General features: G+C 73.4%; 15 protein-coding genes and 1 riboswitch. Of the genes, 7 read left to right on the forward strand and 8 right to left on the reverse strand.

From position 1 onward, the window contains the following. Window positions 1–142: 142 nt before the first annotated feature. Both C5507_RS14605 and C5507_RS14610 read left to right on the forward strand, forming a co-directional pair. Window positions 143–391, forward strand: a complete 249-nt coding sequence (locus C5507_RS14605) for a hypothetical protein (RefSeq protein WP_104529247.1) — start codon at window positions 143–145, stop codon at window positions 389–391. Between the two features lie 175 nt (window positions 392–566). After that, window positions 567–1,205, forward strand: coding sequence for a PilZ domain-containing protein (locus C5507_RS14610; protein WP_158657614.1), 639 nt, complete (start codon window positions 567–569; stop codon window positions 1,203–1,205). A 10-nt stretch (window positions 1,206–1,215) separates the two neighbouring features. Here C5507_RS14610 and C5507_RS14615 read toward each other — a convergent pair whose 3' ends face one another. The 3 genes from C5507_RS14615 to C5507_RS14625 form a co-directional block, all read right to left on the reverse strand. Next, the gene (locus tag C5507_RS14615; protein WP_104529249.1) at window positions 1,216–2,283 is read right to left on the reverse strand and encodes a DNA polymerase domain-containing protein; all 1,068 of its coding nucleotides are present in this window, start codon (window positions 2,281–2,283) and stop codon (window positions 1,216–1,218) included. A 41-nt stretch (window positions 2,284–2,324) separates the two neighbouring features. Then, entirely contained in the window at window positions 2,325–3,881 is a 1,557-nt protein-coding gene (locus tag C5507_RS14620) for an alpha/beta hydrolase (RefSeq protein ID WP_104529276.1), read from the reverse strand. Between the two features lie 85 nt (window positions 3,882–3,966). After that, window positions 3,967–5,040, reverse strand: a complete 1,074-nt coding sequence (locus C5507_RS14625; RefSeq protein ID WP_104529250.1) for an ATP-dependent DNA ligase — start codon at window positions 5,038–5,040, stop codon at window positions 3,967–3,969. Between the two features lie 138 nt (window positions 5,041–5,178). Here C5507_RS14625 and C5507_RS14630 point away from each other — a divergent pair, with 138 nt between their 5' ends. After that, window positions 5,179–5,742, forward strand: a complete 564-nt coding sequence (locus C5507_RS14630) for a maltokinase N-terminal cap-like domain-containing protein (RefSeq protein WP_104529251.1) — start codon at window positions 5,179–5,181, stop codon at window positions 5,740–5,742. A 77-nt stretch (window positions 5,743–5,819) separates the two neighbouring features. Further along, window positions 5,820–6,149, forward strand: a complete 330-nt coding sequence (locus C5507_RS14635) for a GYD domain-containing protein (protein ID WP_104529252.1) — start codon at window positions 5,820–5,822, stop codon at window positions 6,147–6,149. Here the strand turns inward: C5507_RS14635 and C5507_RS14640 are convergent. Both C5507_RS14640 and treZ read right to left on the reverse strand, forming a co-directional pair. Continuing rightward, on the reverse strand, window positions 6,122–6,859 hold the full coding sequence (locus C5507_RS14640) for a dihydrofolate reductase family protein (protein ID WP_104529253.1): 738 nt from the start codon (window positions 6,857–6,859) through the stop codon (window positions 6,122–6,124). The two genes, C5507_RS14635 and C5507_RS14640, sit on opposite strands and share 28 nt — an antisense overlap. 1 nt (window position 6,860) lies before the next feature. Next, a complete protein-coding gene (gene treZ, locus C5507_RS14645; RefSeq protein ID WP_104529254.1) occupies window positions 6,861–8,615 on the reverse strand; it encodes a malto-oligosyltrehalose trehalohydrolase in 1,755 nt (584 codons plus the stop codon). Window positions 8,616–8,806: 191 nt separating this feature from the next. On the opposite strand from treZ, the gene C5507_RS14650 reads away from it, so the two are divergent. The 3 genes from C5507_RS14650 to C5507_RS14660 are packed head-to-tail and all read left to right on the forward strand — an operon-like array spanning window position 8,807 to window position 11,768. Continuing rightward, window positions 8,807–9,826 carry an efflux RND transporter periplasmic adaptor subunit gene (locus tag C5507_RS14650; RefSeq protein ID WP_104529255.1) on the forward strand — a complete coding sequence of 340 codons (1,020 nt, stop codon included), beginning with the start codon at window positions 8,807–8,809 and terminating at the stop codon, window positions 9,824–9,826. Further along, window positions 9,823–10,551 carry an ABC transporter ATP-binding protein gene (locus C5507_RS14655; RefSeq protein WP_104529256.1) on the forward strand — a complete coding sequence of 243 codons (729 nt, stop codon included), beginning with the start codon at window positions 9,823–9,825 and terminating at the stop codon, window positions 10,549–10,551. Before C5507_RS14650 ends, C5507_RS14655 begins: the two co-directional genes overlap by 4 nt. Then, window positions 10,548–11,768, forward strand: coding sequence for an ABC transporter permease (locus C5507_RS14660; RefSeq protein WP_104529257.1), 1,221 nt, complete (start codon window positions 10,548–10,550; stop codon window positions 11,766–11,768). Before C5507_RS14655 ends, C5507_RS14660 begins: the two co-directional genes overlap by 4 nt. 45 nt (window positions 11,769–11,813) lie before the next feature. On the opposite strand, the gene C5507_RS23350 is transcribed toward C5507_RS14660, so the two are convergent. The 3 genes from C5507_RS23350 to glgX form a co-directional block, all read right to left on the reverse strand. After that, entirely contained in the window at window positions 11,814–12,407 is a 594-nt protein-coding gene (locus C5507_RS23350; RefSeq protein ID WP_104529258.1) for a LysM peptidoglycan-binding domain-containing protein, read from the reverse strand. Between the two features lie 3 nt (window positions 12,408–12,410). After that, window positions 12,411–12,571, reverse strand: a riboswitch (cyclic di-AMP (ydaO/yuaA leader). Window positions 12,572–12,836: 265 nt separating this feature from the next. Beyond that, window positions 12,837–15,200 carry a malto-oligosyltrehalose synthase gene (gene treY, locus C5507_RS14670; protein WP_104529259.1) on the reverse strand — a complete coding sequence of 788 codons (2,364 nt, stop codon included), beginning with the start codon at window positions 15,198–15,200 and terminating at the stop codon, window positions 12,837–12,839. Beyond that, entirely contained in the window at window positions 15,197–17,308 is a 2,112-nt protein-coding gene (glgX, locus tag C5507_RS14675; protein ID WP_104529260.1) for a glycogen debranching protein GlgX, read from the reverse strand. The genes treY and glgX overlap by 4 nt, the downstream gene beginning before the upstream one ends. Window positions 17,309–17,675: the final 367 nt, after the last annotated feature.

A 17,675-nucleotide genomic window follows, 5' to 3' on the forward strand; every position in this document is an offset into this window, starting at 1 on the left:
CTCCGGGGCAGGGACGGCGGCGGTGGCCGGGGTTCCGCGGTCTTGCGGATTTCCTGCGGTTGTCCCGGGGCCCTCGTGCGGCGCGCGCCGGAAGGTCATGGGGCCGGACGGATCCGGCGCCACACGAGCCAGGAGAGCCACCATGCAGTTCGCCGCCGCCACCCCCGCGCCTGCCGGCACCGCCACCCAGGACCGCACCGTGGTGTTCCTGCGGGACATCGACGACCTGCACGACGCCGACCTCGACCTGGTCCTGGCCGACCGCCTGGCGGAGTCCGCCGGTGCCCTGCGCGCCGCTGTCGAGGCGGCGACGCTGTCGCTGCAGATCGGCGCCCCGGCCGCGGTGTCCGCGCACGTCCTGGGGGAGTCGGCGCGCCGCCTCGCCTCCTGATCGCCGGGTCCGCGACCCGGGCCTGCGGGCGCGTCCCTCCGGTCTCCTGCGCGGTCCCCCTTCCGGGGGGGTGCTGCGCCGGACCCTCCACCGATCCGGCGAACCTGCCGAGATGTGGGGCAGCGCCATGACGGCGCGGTTCCGTTTCTCCGTGACGTGCAGGTGGAGGTTCCCGATGATCGAGTCCGACTTCGTTCGCCCCGAGGTGAGCACGTCGGCCGATGTCACGCTGGTCGCGCGCGGCATCACGGTCGCGGCATCCGTCGAGGTGTCCGACGACCAGGTCATCGCCGTCCGGCCGCACGGTGAGGGCGCGGCGTGGAAGACGTCGGTGAAGCCAGGAGACTCCGTCGAGCTCTACTGGGTCGCCGGGTACGAGGAGCGCACCCTCCCCGCGAAGATCGTCGGTGTCGACGACGAGACCGAGGACGTGGTGTGGAACCTCGCAGTCACCGGTCCTGCCGAGCGCAGCCAGCGGCGGCGCTCCGTGCGGGCCCGCGTGGAGCTGCCGGTGAGCATGCCGTGGTCCGACGGGCGGCTGGCCGGCGTCACGGTCGACCTGAGCGAGGCCGGCATGCGCGCCCTGGTCGACGGTTGGGGTCTCCTCCCGGACAACGGCATCCGCACCGACATCACGCTGGACCTGGAGGACACCACCGTGCACGTGAGGGGCGAGATCGTCCGGCAGACGGCCCAGGGACCGCGGTGGCTGCTGTCGATGAAGTTCCTGGACGTCAGCGAGAGCACTGGCGACGCCCTGCGCCGCCGGGTCTTCCAGGCGCTGCGCGACGAGCGGGCCGCCGCGACGGGCTGAGCCGCCCCGCTCAGTCCTCGGTGGCGGCCGGCTTCCGGGCGCGGCTGGGCTGCACGCGCATGGGCTCCCCGGGCATCTTCGGGTAGTCCGGCGGGTACGGCAGGTCACCGAGACCGGCGTCGGTCTCCTGCTGGTCGGCCAGCTCGAGCAGCGGCGTGATGTCGAAGGCGTGGTCGGCCAGGCCGGCGTGCTTGTCGCCCATCTCGCGGAAGCGGGCCGGCATGGTCAGGACGTCGAAGTCGAACGGCGAGACGTCGGGCAGCTCGTCCCAGTCCACCGGCGCGGAGACGGGTGCGTGCGGCTTGGGCCGGATGGAGTACGCCGAGGCGATCGTGCGGTCCCGGGCCATCTGGTTGTAGTCGATGAAGATCTTCTCGCCGCGCTCCTCCTTCCACCACGACATGGTCACGCGGTCGGGGAGGCGGCGCTCCAGCTCACGGCCGAACGCGATGACCGCCCGACGCACCTCGGTGAAGGTCCAGCGCGGGTGGATGGGCACGTAGATGTGCACCCCGCGGCCGCCGGAGGTCTTCGGCCAGCCCTCCATGCCGAACTCGTGCAGCAGCTCGCGCACGTGCGGGGCCACCCACACGGCGTCGGCGAAGTCGGTGCCCGGCTGCGGGTCCAGGTCGATGCGGATCTGGTTGGGCGACTCGACGTCGGCCTTGTCCACCGGCCACGGGTGGAACGTCAGGGTGCCCAGGTTGGCGCACCACGCGACGACGGCCACCGAGTCCGGCGCGATCTCGTCGGCGGTCCGACCGCTGGGGAACGTGATGTGCGCCGTCGGCACCCACTCGGGGGCGTTCTTCGGCACCCGCTTCTGGTAGAACGCGTCGCCGGTGTTGTCCACGCGGGTGGAGATCCGGGCGCCCTCGAACACCCCGCCGGGCCAGCGCTCCAGCGTCGTCGGCCGGTCCTTGAGCGCGAACAGGATCCCCTCACCGACGGCGACGAAGTACTCGACGACGTCGATCTTCCGGATGCCGCGCTCACCGAAGTACGGCTTTTCCGGGTTGGAGACGCGCACCTCGTGCCCGTCGACGTCCAGGACGACGGCGTCCTTGCTGCTGGCCATGGCTAGTTCCTACCGCAGCACGAGCTCCGGCGACGGACCTCTCACGCCGGGCAGGTGAGGCCGTCCATCGGCGCGACCAGGTCGATCAGGTACGCGTTGACGGCCGCGGTCACGCAGTCGGTCTTCGGGTAGGCGGTGTGCCCCTGCCCCTGCCAGGTGAGCAGCACGCCGCTCTCGAGGTCCTCGGCCAGGTCGACCGCGCCGGGCAGCGGGGTGACCGGGTCGCCGGCGTTGCCGATGACCAGGATCGGCGCGCTGCCGGCCGCATCCCGCTCGGGGAGCGGGGTGCGCTCGGCCTCCCACACCGAGCAGGTGTAGAGCCCGGCGGCCGCACCGGCGCCGAAGAGCGGGTACTCCTGGCTCCACTGGGCGACGAGCTCGCGCACCCGCGTCTCCTCCACCGTCTCCTCGGTGTCGGCGCAGTTGATGGCGATGTTGGCGTCGATCAGGTTCGAGTAGGTGTCGGCGTCGAGCCGGCCGGTCAGCTGGTCCGCCAGCGAGAACAGCGCCGTCGAGTCTCCGTCGCGGGCCGCGCGCAGGCCCTGGGCCAGCTGCGGCCAGGACGCGGTGTCGTACAGCGCTGCCTGCACGGCCGTGAGCACCACGCCCGGGGTCGCCTGCCGGGTCTCGCCCTCCTGGCTGCTGGGGATCGGGGCCTGGGCCGCCTGGGTCAGCAGGTCCTCCAGGAAGCGGCGCGGGTCGTCGCCCAGCGGGCAGCCGGCGATCAGGCCGGTGCAGTTGGCGGCGAAGGCGTTGAAGCCCTCCTCGAAGCCGGCGGCGTTGGCCTCCGCGTCGGCGATCGCGTCCCGGTCGGGGTCGACGGCGGCGTCGAGGACCATGGCGCGCACCCGGTCGGGGAACAGCTCGGCGTAGGTGGACCCGAGCGTGGTGCCGTAGGAGTAGCCGAGGTAGGTCAGCTGCTCGTCGCCCAGCGACTCGCGCAGGAGGTCCATGTCGCGCGCGGTGTCGACGGTGTTGAAGGTCCCCAGCGAGTCGGGGTACTCCTCCGCGCAGCCCTCGGCGACCTCGCCGGCCAGGGCGAAGACCTCGTCGAGCTGCTCGGCGGTGGTCGGCCGCGGCTCGGCGGCGACCAGCTCGTCCTTGAGCTCGGCCGGGATGCACTCCACCGGCGTGGACAGGCCGACACCGCGCGGATCGAACCCGACGATGTCGAAGCGGCGCAGGACGTCCTCCGGCAGCGTGAGCGCCAGGCCGAGGGCGGCGTCGGCGCCGGATCCGCCCGGTCCGCCGGGGTTCACCACGAGGGAGCCGATGCGTTCGGTCTGGCCGGCGGGCACCGCCCGGAAGAGGAACAGCGGCAGGGTGGCGCCGCCGGGCTCGTCGTAGTCGATCGGCACCTCGGTGGTGCCGCACTCGAAGAAGATGTCCCGCTCGCTGCCCGGCTGGCCCTCGATGAGCGGCTGGATGCGGGCGTCGCAGTCGCTCCACTCGATGGGCGCCGCGGCCGCCTCGGTCGGGGCCGCGCTCGTCGCGGCGGACTCCTCCGCGCTCTCGCCGAAGGAGGTGCAGCCGGCCAGGGCCACGGGCAGGGCCAGCAGGCCGGAGGCGACGGCCGGGAGGCCACGGAGCAGACGCATGATCACGAGCCTAGGAGCCCACGGCGACCCCTGCAGGCGCGCGTTCCCGATCGGGCGACGTCCCTGGCGGCGTCGTCACACGCGGTCAGCCGTCGAGCACCTCGGCCAGGTCGTAGCGAACCGGCACGTCGAGCTGGTCGTACGTGCAGCTGCGGGCATCCCGGTCGGGGCGCCAGCGGAGGAACTGGCCGGTGTGACGAAGTCGACGCCCCTCGAGCTGGTCGTACTTGATCTCGACGACCAGTTCCGGCCGCAACGGCACCCAGGAGAGGTCCTTCTTGGCGTTCCACCGGCTCACCGCGCCGGGCATCCGGTTCTCACCGTTCTGCTGCACCTGGGCGTTGGCCCAGTCCTGCCACGGGTGCCCGTCGAGCGCCTCGGCCCGGTACGGCGCGAGCTCCTCGACGAGCTCCGCGCGGCGCGTCATCGGGAACGACGCCGCGACGCCGATGTGCTGCAGGTCGCCGGCGTCGTCGTAGAGGCCCAGCAGCAGCGAGCCGACGATCGGCCCGCTCTTGTGCCAGCGGAACCCGGCGACGATGCAGTCGGCCGTCCGCACGTGCTTCACCTTGGTCATCAGCCGCTGGTCCGGCCCGTAGGGGAGGTCGGCCGCCTTGGCGACGACGCCGTCGAGCCCCGCTCCCTCGAAGGTCTCGAACCAGCGCTGGGCGGTCTCCGGGTCCCGGGTGATGCCGCTGACGTGGATCGGCGGCGCGGCGTCGGCCAGGGCCGTCCGCAGCCGTGCCTGCCGATCGCCGAACGGGGCCTCCAGCAGCGACTCGTCGCCCAGGGCCAGCAGGTCGAAGGCGACGAACGAGGCGGGCGTCTGCTCGGCCAGCAGGTCGATCCGCGACTGCGCCGGGTGGATGCGCTGCAGCAGCGCCTCGAAGTGCAGCCGGTCGCCGCGCGGCACGATGATCTCGCCGTCGACGACGCAGCGCCGGGGCAGGTTCGCCTTGACCGCCGCCACGACCTCGGGGAAGTAACGGGTGAGCGGGCGCTCGTTGCGGCTGCCCAGCTCCACCTCGTCGCCGTCGCGGAACACGATGCAGCGGAAGCCGTCCCACTTGGGCTCGTAGAACCACTCGTCGCCGGTGGGGATCTTCGTCGCCGGCTTGGCCAGCATCGGCTTCACCGGCGGCTGAACGGGGAGCTCCATGCCCGGCAGTCAATCAGCCGGCGCCGACGCCCGGCGCCCCGACGATTCCGGCGGGGACCGGACCGCCGTCGTCGGTACCGCGCGGTGCCGCGGTACCGACGACCCCACAGCGGTGGCGATCGGTGGCAGGGTGCCGGCATGGCGACGATCCACCGCACCACGCTGGCCCCGACCAAGCTGGAGCTGCTGACCGGCTGGCTCCCGCTGCAGCCCTGGTACCGCCCGGGAGCGACGGCGCCCCGGCTGGCCCGGGCCGGCGGGTTCCGGCTCGACGACCCGGCCGGTGAGGTCGGCATCGAGTTCCTGCTCGTCACCGACGACGCGGCGGGGGAGGGCAGCGCCTACTCCACCCCGCTGACCTACCGCGGTGCGCCCCTGGAGGAGGCGGCCGCGGGCCTCATCGGCACCCTCGAGCACGGGGTGCTGGGCACCCGGTGGGTCTACGACGCCGAGCACGACCCGGTCGCGGTGGCTCAGCTGCTCGCCTTCGTCACGGGTGCGGTCCAGGCCCAGCACCAGTCGCAGAGCGACACCCTCGACCCCACGGTCGGCCGGACCCGGGACGGCGGTGCGGCCGGAACGGTCGAACTGGTCCGCCTCCCCGAGCCGGGGGTCCGCGCCGGCGGCCGTGGTTCGGTCGAGGCGGACTGGACGCGCCCCGACGGGAGCACCGCGCGGGGCGTCGTCGCCGTCGTCCGCTAGCCGCCGCGTCGGCGGACCTCACGGTGTCCGGCCGCGCCCCTGGGCTCCGGGCGCGGGGAGGACCGGGAGGCACGACGATGCCCAGGTACCTGACGAGGTTCAGCTACACCCCGGAGACCTGGGCGATGATGATCGCCCAGCCCGAGGACCGGCGGAAGGCCGCGGCCGCCTGCATCGAGTCGGTACGTGGCACGCTCCACCGGTTCTGGGACTCCTTCGGTGAGCACGACGGCATCAACCTGGGGGAGGCGCCGGAGAACGTCTCGATGGCCGCCGTGGCGCTGGCGATCGGCGGCGGTGCCCTCAGCTCGATCGAGACGACCGCGCTGCTGACCGTCGAGGAGACGTTCGAGGCGCTGGCACGTGCCCAGTCGGTCGGCTACCGGGCCCCGGGTGCGACGGCGTAGCGGGCGAAGAGCATCCCGTCCTCCTCGAGGAGCTGGCGCAGTGCCAGCTGCGCCGGCCCGGCCAGAAGGGCGTCCAGCAGCCGGGTCTCGCCGCCGACCAGGGTCGGTGACACCGACAGGTCGAGCTCGTCGACGACCCGGGCGTCCAGCGCCGTGCGCAGCAGCTGGGGGCCGCCCTCGCAGGTCACCTGCTCCAGGCCGCGCGCGGCCAGCGCCTCCAGGGCGGCCGGCAGGTCGACGTCGTCGTCGCCGCAGACCAGCACCTCGGCACCGGCGGCGGTCAGTGCGGCCCGGCGGTCCGGGTCGGCCGCGCCGCAGGTGACCACGATCGTGGGGGAGACGGCGTCGGTGACCAGACCCGCGGTGGGGTCGAGCGACGCCCGCCGGGTGACGACGGCGATGGGTGCCGTGGCCGGCCGGCCGAGCGACTCCCGCAACCGCCCGACCGCGGAGTCGGGCAGCACGGGCCGGTAGCCCTCGGTCGCCGCCGTGCCGTGCCCGACGAGCACGACGTCGGACAGCGCGCGCAGGACCCGGAACACGCGGCGGTCACCGGGGGAGCCGAGCCCCTCGCTCACCCCGCCGACGGTGATGGCGCCGTCGAGCGAGGCGATGAAGTCCATCCGCAGCGAGCGGCCCCCAGGCAGCCGGTAGGCCTCGACCAGGCCGTCGTCGTCGAGGTCGGCCGGCTCCGGGAAGAGGCGGCGCACGTCAGCGGGTGCTGATGACGGCGGCGCTGCGGGCCGGCAGCGTCACCGCGTCGTCGTCGAGGACCGGGAGCTCGCCGGTGGCGAAGAGGACCTCGCCGGCCGTGCGGTCGAGGTCGATCTCGCGCGGCTGGTCGGCCAGGTTCACCACGACGCGCAGCGTGCCACGGTGCACGACCAGCCAGCGGTCCGCGTCGTCCCACGCGACCTGCACAGCGGTCAGGTCCGGGTCGACCAGGTCCGGGTGGGCGCGGCGCAGCGCCAGCAGCGAGCGGTGCACGGCGAGCAACCGCTCGTGCGGCTCCCGGTCGAGCTCGGACCAGTCCAGCTTGGACCGGGTGAAGGTCTCCGGGTCCTGCGGGTCCGGGACGACGTCGGCGTCCCAGCCGTGCTCGGCGAACTCGCCGATGCGGCCCTCCGCCGTCGCCCTGCCGAGCTCGGGCTCGGGGTGGCTGGTGAAGAACTGCCACGGCGTGCCGGCGCCCCACTCCTCGCCCATGAACAGCATCGGCGTGAAGGGGCTCGCGAGGACGATCGTCGCGCCCACGGCGAGCAGCTCGGGGGACAGGGAGGCGGAGATGCGGTCACCGGTGGCCCGGTTGCCGATCTGGTCGTGGTCCTGCAGGTAGCCCAGGAACTTCCAGCCGGGCAGGGCGGCGGTGTCCACCGGCCGGCCGTGGTGCCGCCGGCGGAAGCTCGACCACGCACCGTCGTGGAAGTAGGCCCCGGTCAGCACCTTGGCCAGCCCGCCGAGCCCGCCGGCGGCGAAGTCGGCGTAGTAGCCCTGGCCCTCGCCGGTCAGCACCGAGTGCAGCGAGTGGTGGAAGTCGTCGCTCCACTGCGCGGCCAGGCCCAGGCCACCGGCCACGCGCGGCGTGACCATGCGCGGGTCGTTGAGGTCGCTCTCGGCGATCAGCGTCAGCGGCCGGCCGACGGCGACCGACAGCTTGTCGACCTCCTGGGCCATCTCCTCCAGGACGTGCGTGGCCCGCTCGTCGACCAGCGCGTGGACGGCGTCCAGGCGCAGCCCGTCGACGTGCATGTCCCGCAGCCACATCAGCGCGTTGTCGATGATGTAGCGGCGGACCTCGTCGGAGTCCGGGCCGCTGAGGTTGATCGAGTCGCCCCAGGTGTTGGCGCCGCCCTCCGAGAAGATCGGGAAGTACATCGGCAGGTAGTTGCCCGACGGCCCGAGGTGGTTGTAGACGACGTCCTGGATCACGCCCAGGCCCTGCTGGTGGCAGGCGTCGACGAACCGCTGGTAGGCCTCCGGCCCGCCGTAGGACTCCTGGACGGCGTACCAGAGGACGCCGTCGTAGCCCCAGTTGTGCGTGCCGTTGAAGGCGTTGACCGGCAGCAGTTCGACGAAGTCCACGCCGAGCCGGACCAGGTGCCCCAGCCGGCCGATCGCCGCATCCAGCGTGCCCTCGGGGGTGAACGTGCCGACGTGCAGCTCGTAGACGACCCCACCGGCCAGCGGGCGGCCGGTCCAGGCGCGGTCGCCCCACTCGTAGGCCGACGGGTCGTACCGGCGGGAGAGCCCGTGCACGCCCTCGGGCTGCCGGCGCGAGCGCGGGTCGGGACGGGGGGTGTCATCACCGTCCAGCAGGAAGCCGAAGTCGGCGTCCGGCCGGGCCTCGATCTCGGTGCGCCACCAACCGCCGTCGTCCCGCTGCATGTCGTGGACGGCGCCGTCGACCTGCACTCGCACGCGTTCGGGCAGTGGCGCCCAGACGGCGAACTCGACGGGAGCGGACATGCGGGAGCCTCCGGGAGAGGGGACGGCGGGGGGCGGAGGTGTTCTGCCCGCGTCCTGCCTGCCCAACCCTTCGATCGCGAGTGGGTCACGTTTCCGTGTTCCGCGACCGGAAGCAGCGGCGGAGCACCTGCGGACCGCTATCGTCCGTCGCCACCGGTACCGGCGGGTACCCGAAAGGCCGGAGGTCGCCCGTGGGCACGGTCCGCACCCTCGTCTTCCCCCTGCTGCGGCTGCTGGTCTGGTCGGTCATCGCCGTCGCGCTCGTGGTGCTGGCGTTCGGTGGCAGCGACGCCGCCGGACCGGCTCCCGGCGGACCCGGTGCGCCGCGGCTCGAGCTCACGGCGCCGCCCGTCCCGGTAGCCCGGGGGACCGTGGCCAACACCGTGACCGTCCAGGGCACCGTGGTGGCCGACGGCGCGGTACCGGTCAAGGCCACCGCCGCCGGCACCGTGCGCCGGGTGCTGGTGCAGCAGGGCGCGACCGTCACGGCCGGGCAGACGGTGGTGGAGGTCCGCGTCGAGCAGGAGCAGCAGCCGGTCACCGGGACCGATCCCGACGGAAACCCCACGGTCACGCCCCGCCCGCCGAAGGTGCGCACGGTCGCGGTGCCGGCACCGAGCGCCGGCGTCGTCACGACGCTGGACGTCCTGGTCGACCAGGTGGTGGCCGTCGGCAACCCGATCGGCCAGGTGTCGCCGGGCACCCTCTCGGTCACCGCGCCGCTCACCCAGTCCGAGCAGTTCCGCCTGCTCGCGCCGCCGACCACCGCCGAGGTCACGGTTCAGGGCGGGCCGGCGCCGTTCACCTGCACCGGCCTCGTCCTCGGCACCGAGCCGGCGCCCACCGACCCCGACGCCGGTGGCGGCCCGATGATGCCCCCGTCCGGCGCGGGGACCACGGCCCGGTGCGCCGTGCCGCCGGGAACCGCCGTGTTCGCCGGCATGGCGGCGACCGTGGCGGTCTCGGCCGGCACCGCCGACGACGTGCTGGTCGTCCCGATCACCGCCGTCCAGGGCTCGGTGCAGCAGGGCAACGTCTGGGTCGTGGGGGAGGACGGCGCGGAGGAGGTCCGGACCGTCGTCCTCGGGCTGACCGACGGCGAGCAGGTCGAGATCCGGGAGGGGGTCGCCGAAGGCGAGCAGGTGCTGCAGTTCGTGCCCGTGCCCGACGACACCGCTGCCGAGTACCCGATGGGCGGGCCGTACGGATGACCCTGCTGGCGCTGGAAGGCATCAGCCGCCAGGTGGACCTGCCCGACGGCAGCGTCCTGCCGATCCTCACCGGGATCGACCTGACCGTCGCCCCGGGCGAGCACGTGTCGATCGTCGGCCGGTCCGGATCGGGGAAGTCGACGCTGCTCAACATCCTCGGCCTGCTCGACACACCGAGCGCCGGCACCTACCTGCTCGACGGCGAGCCGACCGACCACCTGCGCGCCCGGCGCCGGTCCCGGCTGCGCGGGGAGGTCTTCGGGTTCGTCTTCCAGCAGTTCAACCTGCTGCCGCGGCGCACCGCCGTGGAGAACGTGGCCGCGCCGCTGCTCTACGCCCGCGGCCGCGACTTCCTGCGCCGGCGGCGGACCGCCGCCGAGATGCTGGACCGCGTCGGCCTGGGCGGCCGGGCCGACCAGGTGCCCGAGCGGCTCTCCGGCGGCGAGCAGCAGCGGGTCGCGATCGCCCGGGCGCTGGTCCGTGCCCCCCGGGTGGTGCTGGCCGACGAGCCGACCGGCGCGCTCGACGTCGAGACCGGTGCCCAGGTGATGGCGCTGCTCGCGCAGGCGACGGCCGAGAACGGGGCCGCCCTGGTGACCATCACCCACGACCTGTCGGTCGCCGCCCTGGCCGGCCGGCGGTTCCGGTTGGAGGCCGGCCGGCTGTCCCCGCTCGTCGAGCAGGGCGCGCTGGGGGCCGCCACCTCCGACCGGAGCTCGGCATGACCGGACTGCTCGGCGCGCTGAGCGAGGCCTGGGACGAGGTCCGGGTCCACAAGAGCCGGGTCGTCCTCTCGCTCGTCGGCGTCTTCCTCGCCGTCTTCGCCATGACCACCGTGACCGCGCTGGGCCAGCTGGTCGCGCAGGTGCAGCAGGAGAGCGCCGAGCGCGGGGCCGGTCGACCCGCGACGATCCAGGTCAACGCCTTCGACCCGATGACCGGGATGCCGCCGGACGCGGAGGAGTGGGACGCCGCCGTCGCCGACTTCACCGAGCGCTACGGGATCACGACGGCGGCCAGCGTCAGCTACGGCGAGGGGCTGTACCGGCTGCCGGGCGGGACGCAGCGGGTGCAGACGGTGCGCGTCTCGCCTTCCTACGGGGAGCTGCACCGCAAGGAACCGGTCCAGGGGCGCTGGTTCCGGGAGGGCGACCGGGCCTCGCTCAGCCCCGCACTGGTGGTCAACGAGGCCTTCCTGGAGGCCCTGGGCGTCCCGGACCTCTCCTCGCGACCCACCGTGGTGCTCGGCGGCCCCACCCCGGTGCGCGCCACCATCGTCGGCGTCGTCCGCGAGGGCTACGGGTCCGAACTGGTCGCCTACCGGGTGGACCGCTCCGGCGGACCCTGGGACGACGCCGGGTCGGTGGACACGGCCCAGGCGATGTACGGCGGGCCCACCACGCTCGAGCTCTGGGTGCAGCCCGACCAGGCCGAGCAGGTCATGGAGATCGTCTCCCGCGACCTCGGCCTCGCGCTCGGCGTCCAGGTGGACGCCTACCGGCAGGACGCCTCGGGCATGGAGGAGACCCTCGCCATGCTGCGGCTGGCCATCCGCGGGGCGGGGATCGTCGTGCTCGTCCTCGGTGGCCTCGGCGTGCTCAACATCGGCCTGGTGACCGTGCGGCAGCGGATCCGCGAGATCGGCGTCCGGCGCAGCTTCGGCGCCACCTCGGGCCGGATCTTCTCGGCCGTGATGCTGGAGAGCGTCTGCGCCACGGCGCTGGCCGGGGTGGCGGCGGTGGGGGCCTCGATCGTGCTGGTGCGCAATCTGCCCCTGGAACGTCTGCTGAACGACGGCATCCCGTTGGCCGACACCCCCGGCTTCCCCGTGGCGGCCGCGGTGGAGGGCCTCGTCGCGGCGACGGCGGTGGGCGCGCTTGCCGGGCTCCTGCCGGCGATCATCGCCGTGCGCGCCAAGGTCATCGACGCGATCCGGTTCTGATCCCCGGGGCAGCCGGGGCGCGTCGCCCCGGCTGCCCGGAGCGGATCAGCCCGGGATGGTCAGCTTCTGGCCGACCCGGATCAGGTTCGGGTTCTTGACGGTGTCGCGGTTGGCCGCCCAGAGCTCGCGCCAGCCGCCGTCGACGCCCTGCGCGCGGGCGATCTTCGCGAGGGTGTCCCGCGACCTGACCGTGTACCCGGCGGCCGACGTCGGCTCCGGTGCCGGTGCCGCCGCCGGAGCCGGTGCCGCCGGGGGAGCAGGTGCCTGCGCCGCGGCGGTGGTGCCGGGCCGCAGCTGCTTGCCGCAGGTGGGCCAGGCGCCCACGCCCTGGGTCAGGAGGACCCGCTCCGCGACCGTGATCTGCTCCGCGGGGCTCGCGAGGTCGGCCCGCGGGGCGAACTCCCCGCCGCCGTGGCCCAGCCAGGTCGGAGAGCTGAACTGCAGCCCGCCGTAGTAGCCGTTGCCGGTGTTGATGCTCCAGTTGCCGCCGGACTCGCACTGCGCGACGCCGGACCAGTCGTACGTGGCCGCCTGCGCCGGCGTGGCGAGCACGCCGATGCCGATGGCCGCGGCGCCGACGACGACGGCGCCCCGGCGGAAGCGGGTGCGGGCGTGCATCGTCGAGGTGTTCTCGGACATGGGTGATCCTCCGATCACCGCCTGCGGGGTGAGCTGTCGGGTTCGGGCGAATCGGTGCCCGGCCGTCGTGCCCGGGAAGGGCACGGTGCGGCTTCACCCCGAGGCGCGCGGGCGCGCCGTGAGTGGTTCCCCCGCCCCCGTCCTGGGGTGGGTCGGAGTCAGGCGTCCGGCGGACGGGGTTCGGCGGTCCGGCGCCTCGCACCCGGCCGGGCAGGCCCGGGTGCGCCGACGACGCTAGGCACCGGATGCGCGGGCGTCGCGCCGAACGGAACGAGTCCGGGCGATTCGCCCCGGCGTGGCGCCGCCACGCCGGGGCAGGACCCCAGGGCGTTCCCGGCCGACCGCGCTGGGTTCAGGTCTTCGTGCGTCTCGGCCTCGTCCAGGGTCCCGCCCTGAGCCTGCGAAGGGTGGGGAGGACGAGGTCCTCTTTCAGTCGCGGACGAGCAGCGCGACCGGCAGCGTGCTCAGCAGGGCGTCGGCCGCCACGCCGGCGACGTCGGAGACGACCCGCCGACCGGTGAACAGGTCACGCCAGGCCCCGTTGGGTAGCTGCAACGCGGTGTCGCCCCAGCCCTCGGCGGTCAGCCCGACCGGCAGCCGGGTGGCCACCACGACGGCGCCGCCGCCGTCGGAGCCGCTGCGGTCGAAGGCGACCACGTGCTCGGCGGCCGAGCCGGTCACCACGACCGGCTCGTAGCCCTCGAACCACTCCGGGTAGTCCCGGCGGGCCTGCAGCGTGCGGGAGACGACCAGCAGCTTCGCCGCCCCGCTCTCGTCCACCTCGGGGACCTCGCCGGCGTCCAGCCGGGCCAGCAGCTGCCGGCGCAGTGCGTAGTCGACCGGACGGCGGTTGTCGGGGTCGACCAGTGAGTAGTCCCAGAGCTCGGTGCCCTGGTAGACGTCGGGCACGCCCGGCATCGTCAACTGCAGCAGCTTCTGGGTCAGCGAGTTCGACCGTCCGGGCGCTGCGATGCGGGCGACGAAATGCTCGATCTCCGCCGACGTCGTCGGGTCGTCGAACGCGGCGTCGACCAGGGCGTGCAGCGCTTCCTCGAACTCGTGCACCGGATCGGTCCAGGTCGTCGACGTGCCCGCCTCGCGGGCGGCCTTCTCGACGTAGGCGTGCGCGCGCTCGCGGGAGAGCGGCCACGCGCCCACGAGGTTCTGCCACACCAGGTGCGCCAGCGGGCGGTCGGCCAGCGGGTGGCGGGCGGACCAGCCGCGGACGAGGCCGGCCCACTCGTCGGGGATCTCGGCGAGGACCGCCAGCCGGGCCCGCACGTCCTCGCTGCGCTTGGTGTCGTGCGTGGAGAGGGTCGTCATCGACCGGGGGCGCAACTCCTGCCGCCGGCGCTGCGCCTCGTGGAACTCCGCGACGGTGCTGCCGAACTCGGCCGGGTCGCCGCCCACCTCGTTGAGGGCGACGAACCGGGCCCACCGGTAGTAGGCGCTGTCCTCGACGCCCTTGGCCATCACCGGGCCGCTGGTCTGCTCGAACCGGGTCGCGGCCTCCGTGCCGGCCTGGGAGAGCACCGGGTGCAGGGCGTCGAGGGCGGCGGTGAGGTCCGGCCGGCGCTCGCGCACCGCAGCCACCGTCCGGTCCAGGTGCTCGCGGCCGTCGGGCAGGTAGCTGCGGTAGACGGGGAAGGACGCCAGCAGCTCGGCCAGCGCCTCGGTCTGCTGCGCGGCACCGATGCCCGGCAGCTCGCCGATCACCCGCACCAGGCGGGCGACCTCCGAGCCGAGCATGCCGTCGGTGACCTCGCGCTTGCAGTCGTGGACCAGCTGCGCGTAGTCGACGGGCGCGTCGGCCAGTTCCGTGTCGAGCGCGGTGATCGCCGGCTCTCCCGCAGGGTCGACGAGCACCTGGTCGACCTCGCTGAGGGCGTCGTAGCCGGTGGTGCCGGCCGTCGCCCAGCTGTCGGGCAGGTCCTCGCCCGGCTCGAGGATCTTCTCCACGACGGTCCAGCGGTGGTCCGACGCCTCGGCCAGCCGGTCCAGGTAGCCCTTCGGGTCCGCCAGGCCGTCCGGGTGGTCGATCCGCAACCCGTCGACGGCGCCGTCGCGGACCAGTCGCAGCACCAGCTCGTGGGTCGCGTCGAAGATCGCCGGGTCCTCCACCCGCAGGCCGGCGAGGGTGTTGATGGCGAAGAACCGCCGGTAGTTCAGGTCCGCGTCCGCGCGCCGCCAGTCGACCAGCTCGTAGTGCTGGCGGGCGTGCACCTCGAGTGGGTGTGGCGTCGCCCCGTCCGATGGCAGGGTCCCGGGCGCGATCGGGAAGCGGTTGTCGTAGTACCGCAGCTCGCCGTCGACGATCTCGAGCTTCTCGACGTCGTCCGCCGATCCCAGCACCGGGATGCGGACCTTCCCGCCGCCGAACTCCCAGTCGATGTCGAAGGCCGCCGCGTGCGCGCTGCCCTGACCGTGCTGGAGCACGTCCCACCACCACGGCGCGGCCGCCGGGTCGTCGACGCCCATGTGGTTGGGCACCAGGTCCAGCACCAGGCCGAGGCCGTGCTCGTGCAGCGCGGCGACGAACCGGTCGAAGCCCTCCTGCCCGCCGCGCGCCTCGTCGATGTGCGCGTGGTCGACGGTGTCGTAGCCGTGGTTGCTCCCCTCGGCCGAGCGCAGCAGGGGGGAGGAGTACGCGTGCGTCACCCCGAGGTCGGCGAGATAGTCGGCCACGTCAGCGGCGTCCTGCAGCGGGAAGCCGGCGTGCACCTGCAGCCGGTACGTCGCGGTCGGGGTCCCGCGGCGACGGTCGCTCCCCGGTACCTGGATCGGCTGGGTCACTGGGCGGGACCCGTGAGGACGACGATCGAGCGGCCCTGGACGGTGACCGTCTCGCCGGGCTTCACGTCGACCGGCTCGACCTCGTGCATCTCGGCGGTGTCGAGCACCGGCGTCCAGCTCTGCGAGTAGTCGGCACTCGGCAGGGTGAACTCGATCGGCTCGTTCGAGGCGTTGAAGGCCAGGTAGAAGTGGTCGTCGGAGACGTACTCGCCGCGCTCGTCGGTCTCCCGGATGCCGACGCCGTTGAGGTAGACCGCCAGGGACTTGGCGTAGGCGGCGTCCCAGTCCTCGTCGGCCATCTCCTCGCCCGTGGGAGCGAGCCAGGCGATGTCCGGCACCGGGTCGCCCAGCCCGCGGCGCACCGGCCGGCCGTGGAAGAACCGGCGGCGGCGGAACGTCGGGTGGTCGCAGCGGAGCTTGGTGACCTTCTTGGTGAACTCCAGCAGCCCCTCGTCCACGTTCGCCCAGTCGATCCAGGTGAGCTCGGAGTCCTGGCAGTACCCGTTGTTGTTGCCACGCTGGGACCGGCCCAGCTCGTCGCCGTGCAGCAGCATCGGCACGCCCTGGCTGAGCATCGTCGTGGCGATGAAGTTGCGCCGCTGCTGGGCCCGCAGCTGCAGGATCTCCGGGTCGTCGGTCTCGCCCTCGACTCCGCAGTTCCAGCTGCGGTTGTGGCTCTCGCCGTCGTTGTTGTCCTCGCCGTTGGCCTCGTTGTGCTTCTCGTTGTACGAGACCAGGTCGTTGAGGGTGAAGCCGTCGTGCGCGGTGACGAAGTTGATGCTCGCCACCGGCCGCCGGCCGGAGTGCTGGTAGAGGTCGGAGGAGCCGGAGATCCGGTCGGCGAAGTCCCCGATGGTGCCGCCCTCGCCGCGCCAGAAGTCGCGGACCGTGTCGCGGTACTTGCCGTTCCACTCGGTCCACAGCGCGGGGAAGTTGCCCACCTGGTAGCCGCCCTCGCCGACGTCCCACGGCTCGGCGATCAGCTTCACCTGGCTGACGACCGGGTCCTGGTGGACGAGGTCGAAGAACGTGGCCAGCCGGTCGACGGCGTGCAGCTCGCGGGCCAGCGCGGAAGCCAGGTCGAAGCGGAAGCCGTCGACGTGCATCTCGGTGACCCAGTAGCGCAGCGAGTCCATGATCAGCTGCAGCGACTGCGGCGTCCGGACGTTGAGCGTGTTCCCAGTGCCGGTGTAGTCCATGTAGTGCTGCTCGTCGCCCTCGACGAGCTTGTAGTACGCCCGGTTGTCGATGCCCTTGAACGACAGGGTGGGGCCGAGGTGGTTGCCCTCGGCGGTGTGGTTGTAGACCACGTCGAGGATGACCTCGATGCCCGCCTCGTGCAGGGCGCGCACCATCCCCTTGAACTCCTGCACCTGCTGGCCCGCCGTCGTGTCGCTGGCGTACTCGTCGTGCGGCGCGAAGAAGCCGATCGTGTTGTAACCCCAGTAGTTGCGCAGGCCCTTCTGCTGGAGGGTGTCGTCCTGCACGAACCGGTGCACCGGCAGCAGCTCGAGGGCGGTGATGCCGAGCTCGGTGAGGTGCTCGATCGTCGCCGGGTGGGCGATGCCGGCGTACGTGCCGCGGAGCTCCTCGGGGATCCGGGGGTTGGTCATCGTCAGCCCCTTCACGTGGGCCTCGTAGATGACCGTCTTGTTGTAGGGCGTCTTCGGCGGGCGGTCGACGCCCCAGTCGAAGTACGGGTTCACCACGACGGACTTCGGCATGTGCGGGGCCGAGTCCTCGTCGTTGCGCTCCAAGGTCTCGAAGTCGTAACCGAAGCACGAGGGGTGCCAGGCCACCTGGCCGTCGATCGCCTTCGCGTACGGGTCGAGCAGCAGCTTGTTGGGGTTGCAGCGCAGCCCTTGCTCGGGGGCGTAGGGGCCGTGCACGCGGAAGCCGTACTTCTGGCCGGCGTGGACGCCGGGCAGGAACGCGTGCCAGACGTAGCCGTCCATCTCCGGCAGGCGGATGCGCTCCTCGTTGCCCTGCTCGTCGAAGAGGCACAGCTCGACCTTCTCGGCCACCTCGCTGAAGATCGCGAAGTTGGTGCCGGTGCCGTCGTAGGTGGCGCCGAGGGGGTAGGCGCTACCGGGCCATACCTGGGTCATCGTCGGGTGTTCCTCCTGCGCAGGGCGCCCCAGGGCTCAGGGCGGTGGCCCGGACGCTGTCGCGACCGGGCCGGGACGGGCCGTCGGACGTCGCTTGCCCCCGAAGGGACGCCGCCACACCTCTCCCGGGTGTGAGCCGTGCGGCTGGGGCGCCCGGCCCCGCCCCGGGACGACGACGCCCCCCGCGGGAGCCGCGGGGGGCGTCGTGCGCAGGTCCGTGCGGGGCGCGGCGGCGTCCCGGCCTCCGGGCGGCTGCGGGCCGCCCGGCTGCCGACCGGACCACGGCCCGCCGCACGCCGACCTCGCCCGGGAGAACCGGGTGGCGCTGGCCCACGACGGGAACCGTTCCTGCGACCAGGCACGCTAG

It is taken from the genome of Blastococcus saxobsidens, assembly GCF_002938435.1.
GTDB lineage: Bacteria > Actinomycetota > Actinomycetes > Mycobacteriales > Geodermatophilaceae > Blastococcus > Blastococcus saxobsidens.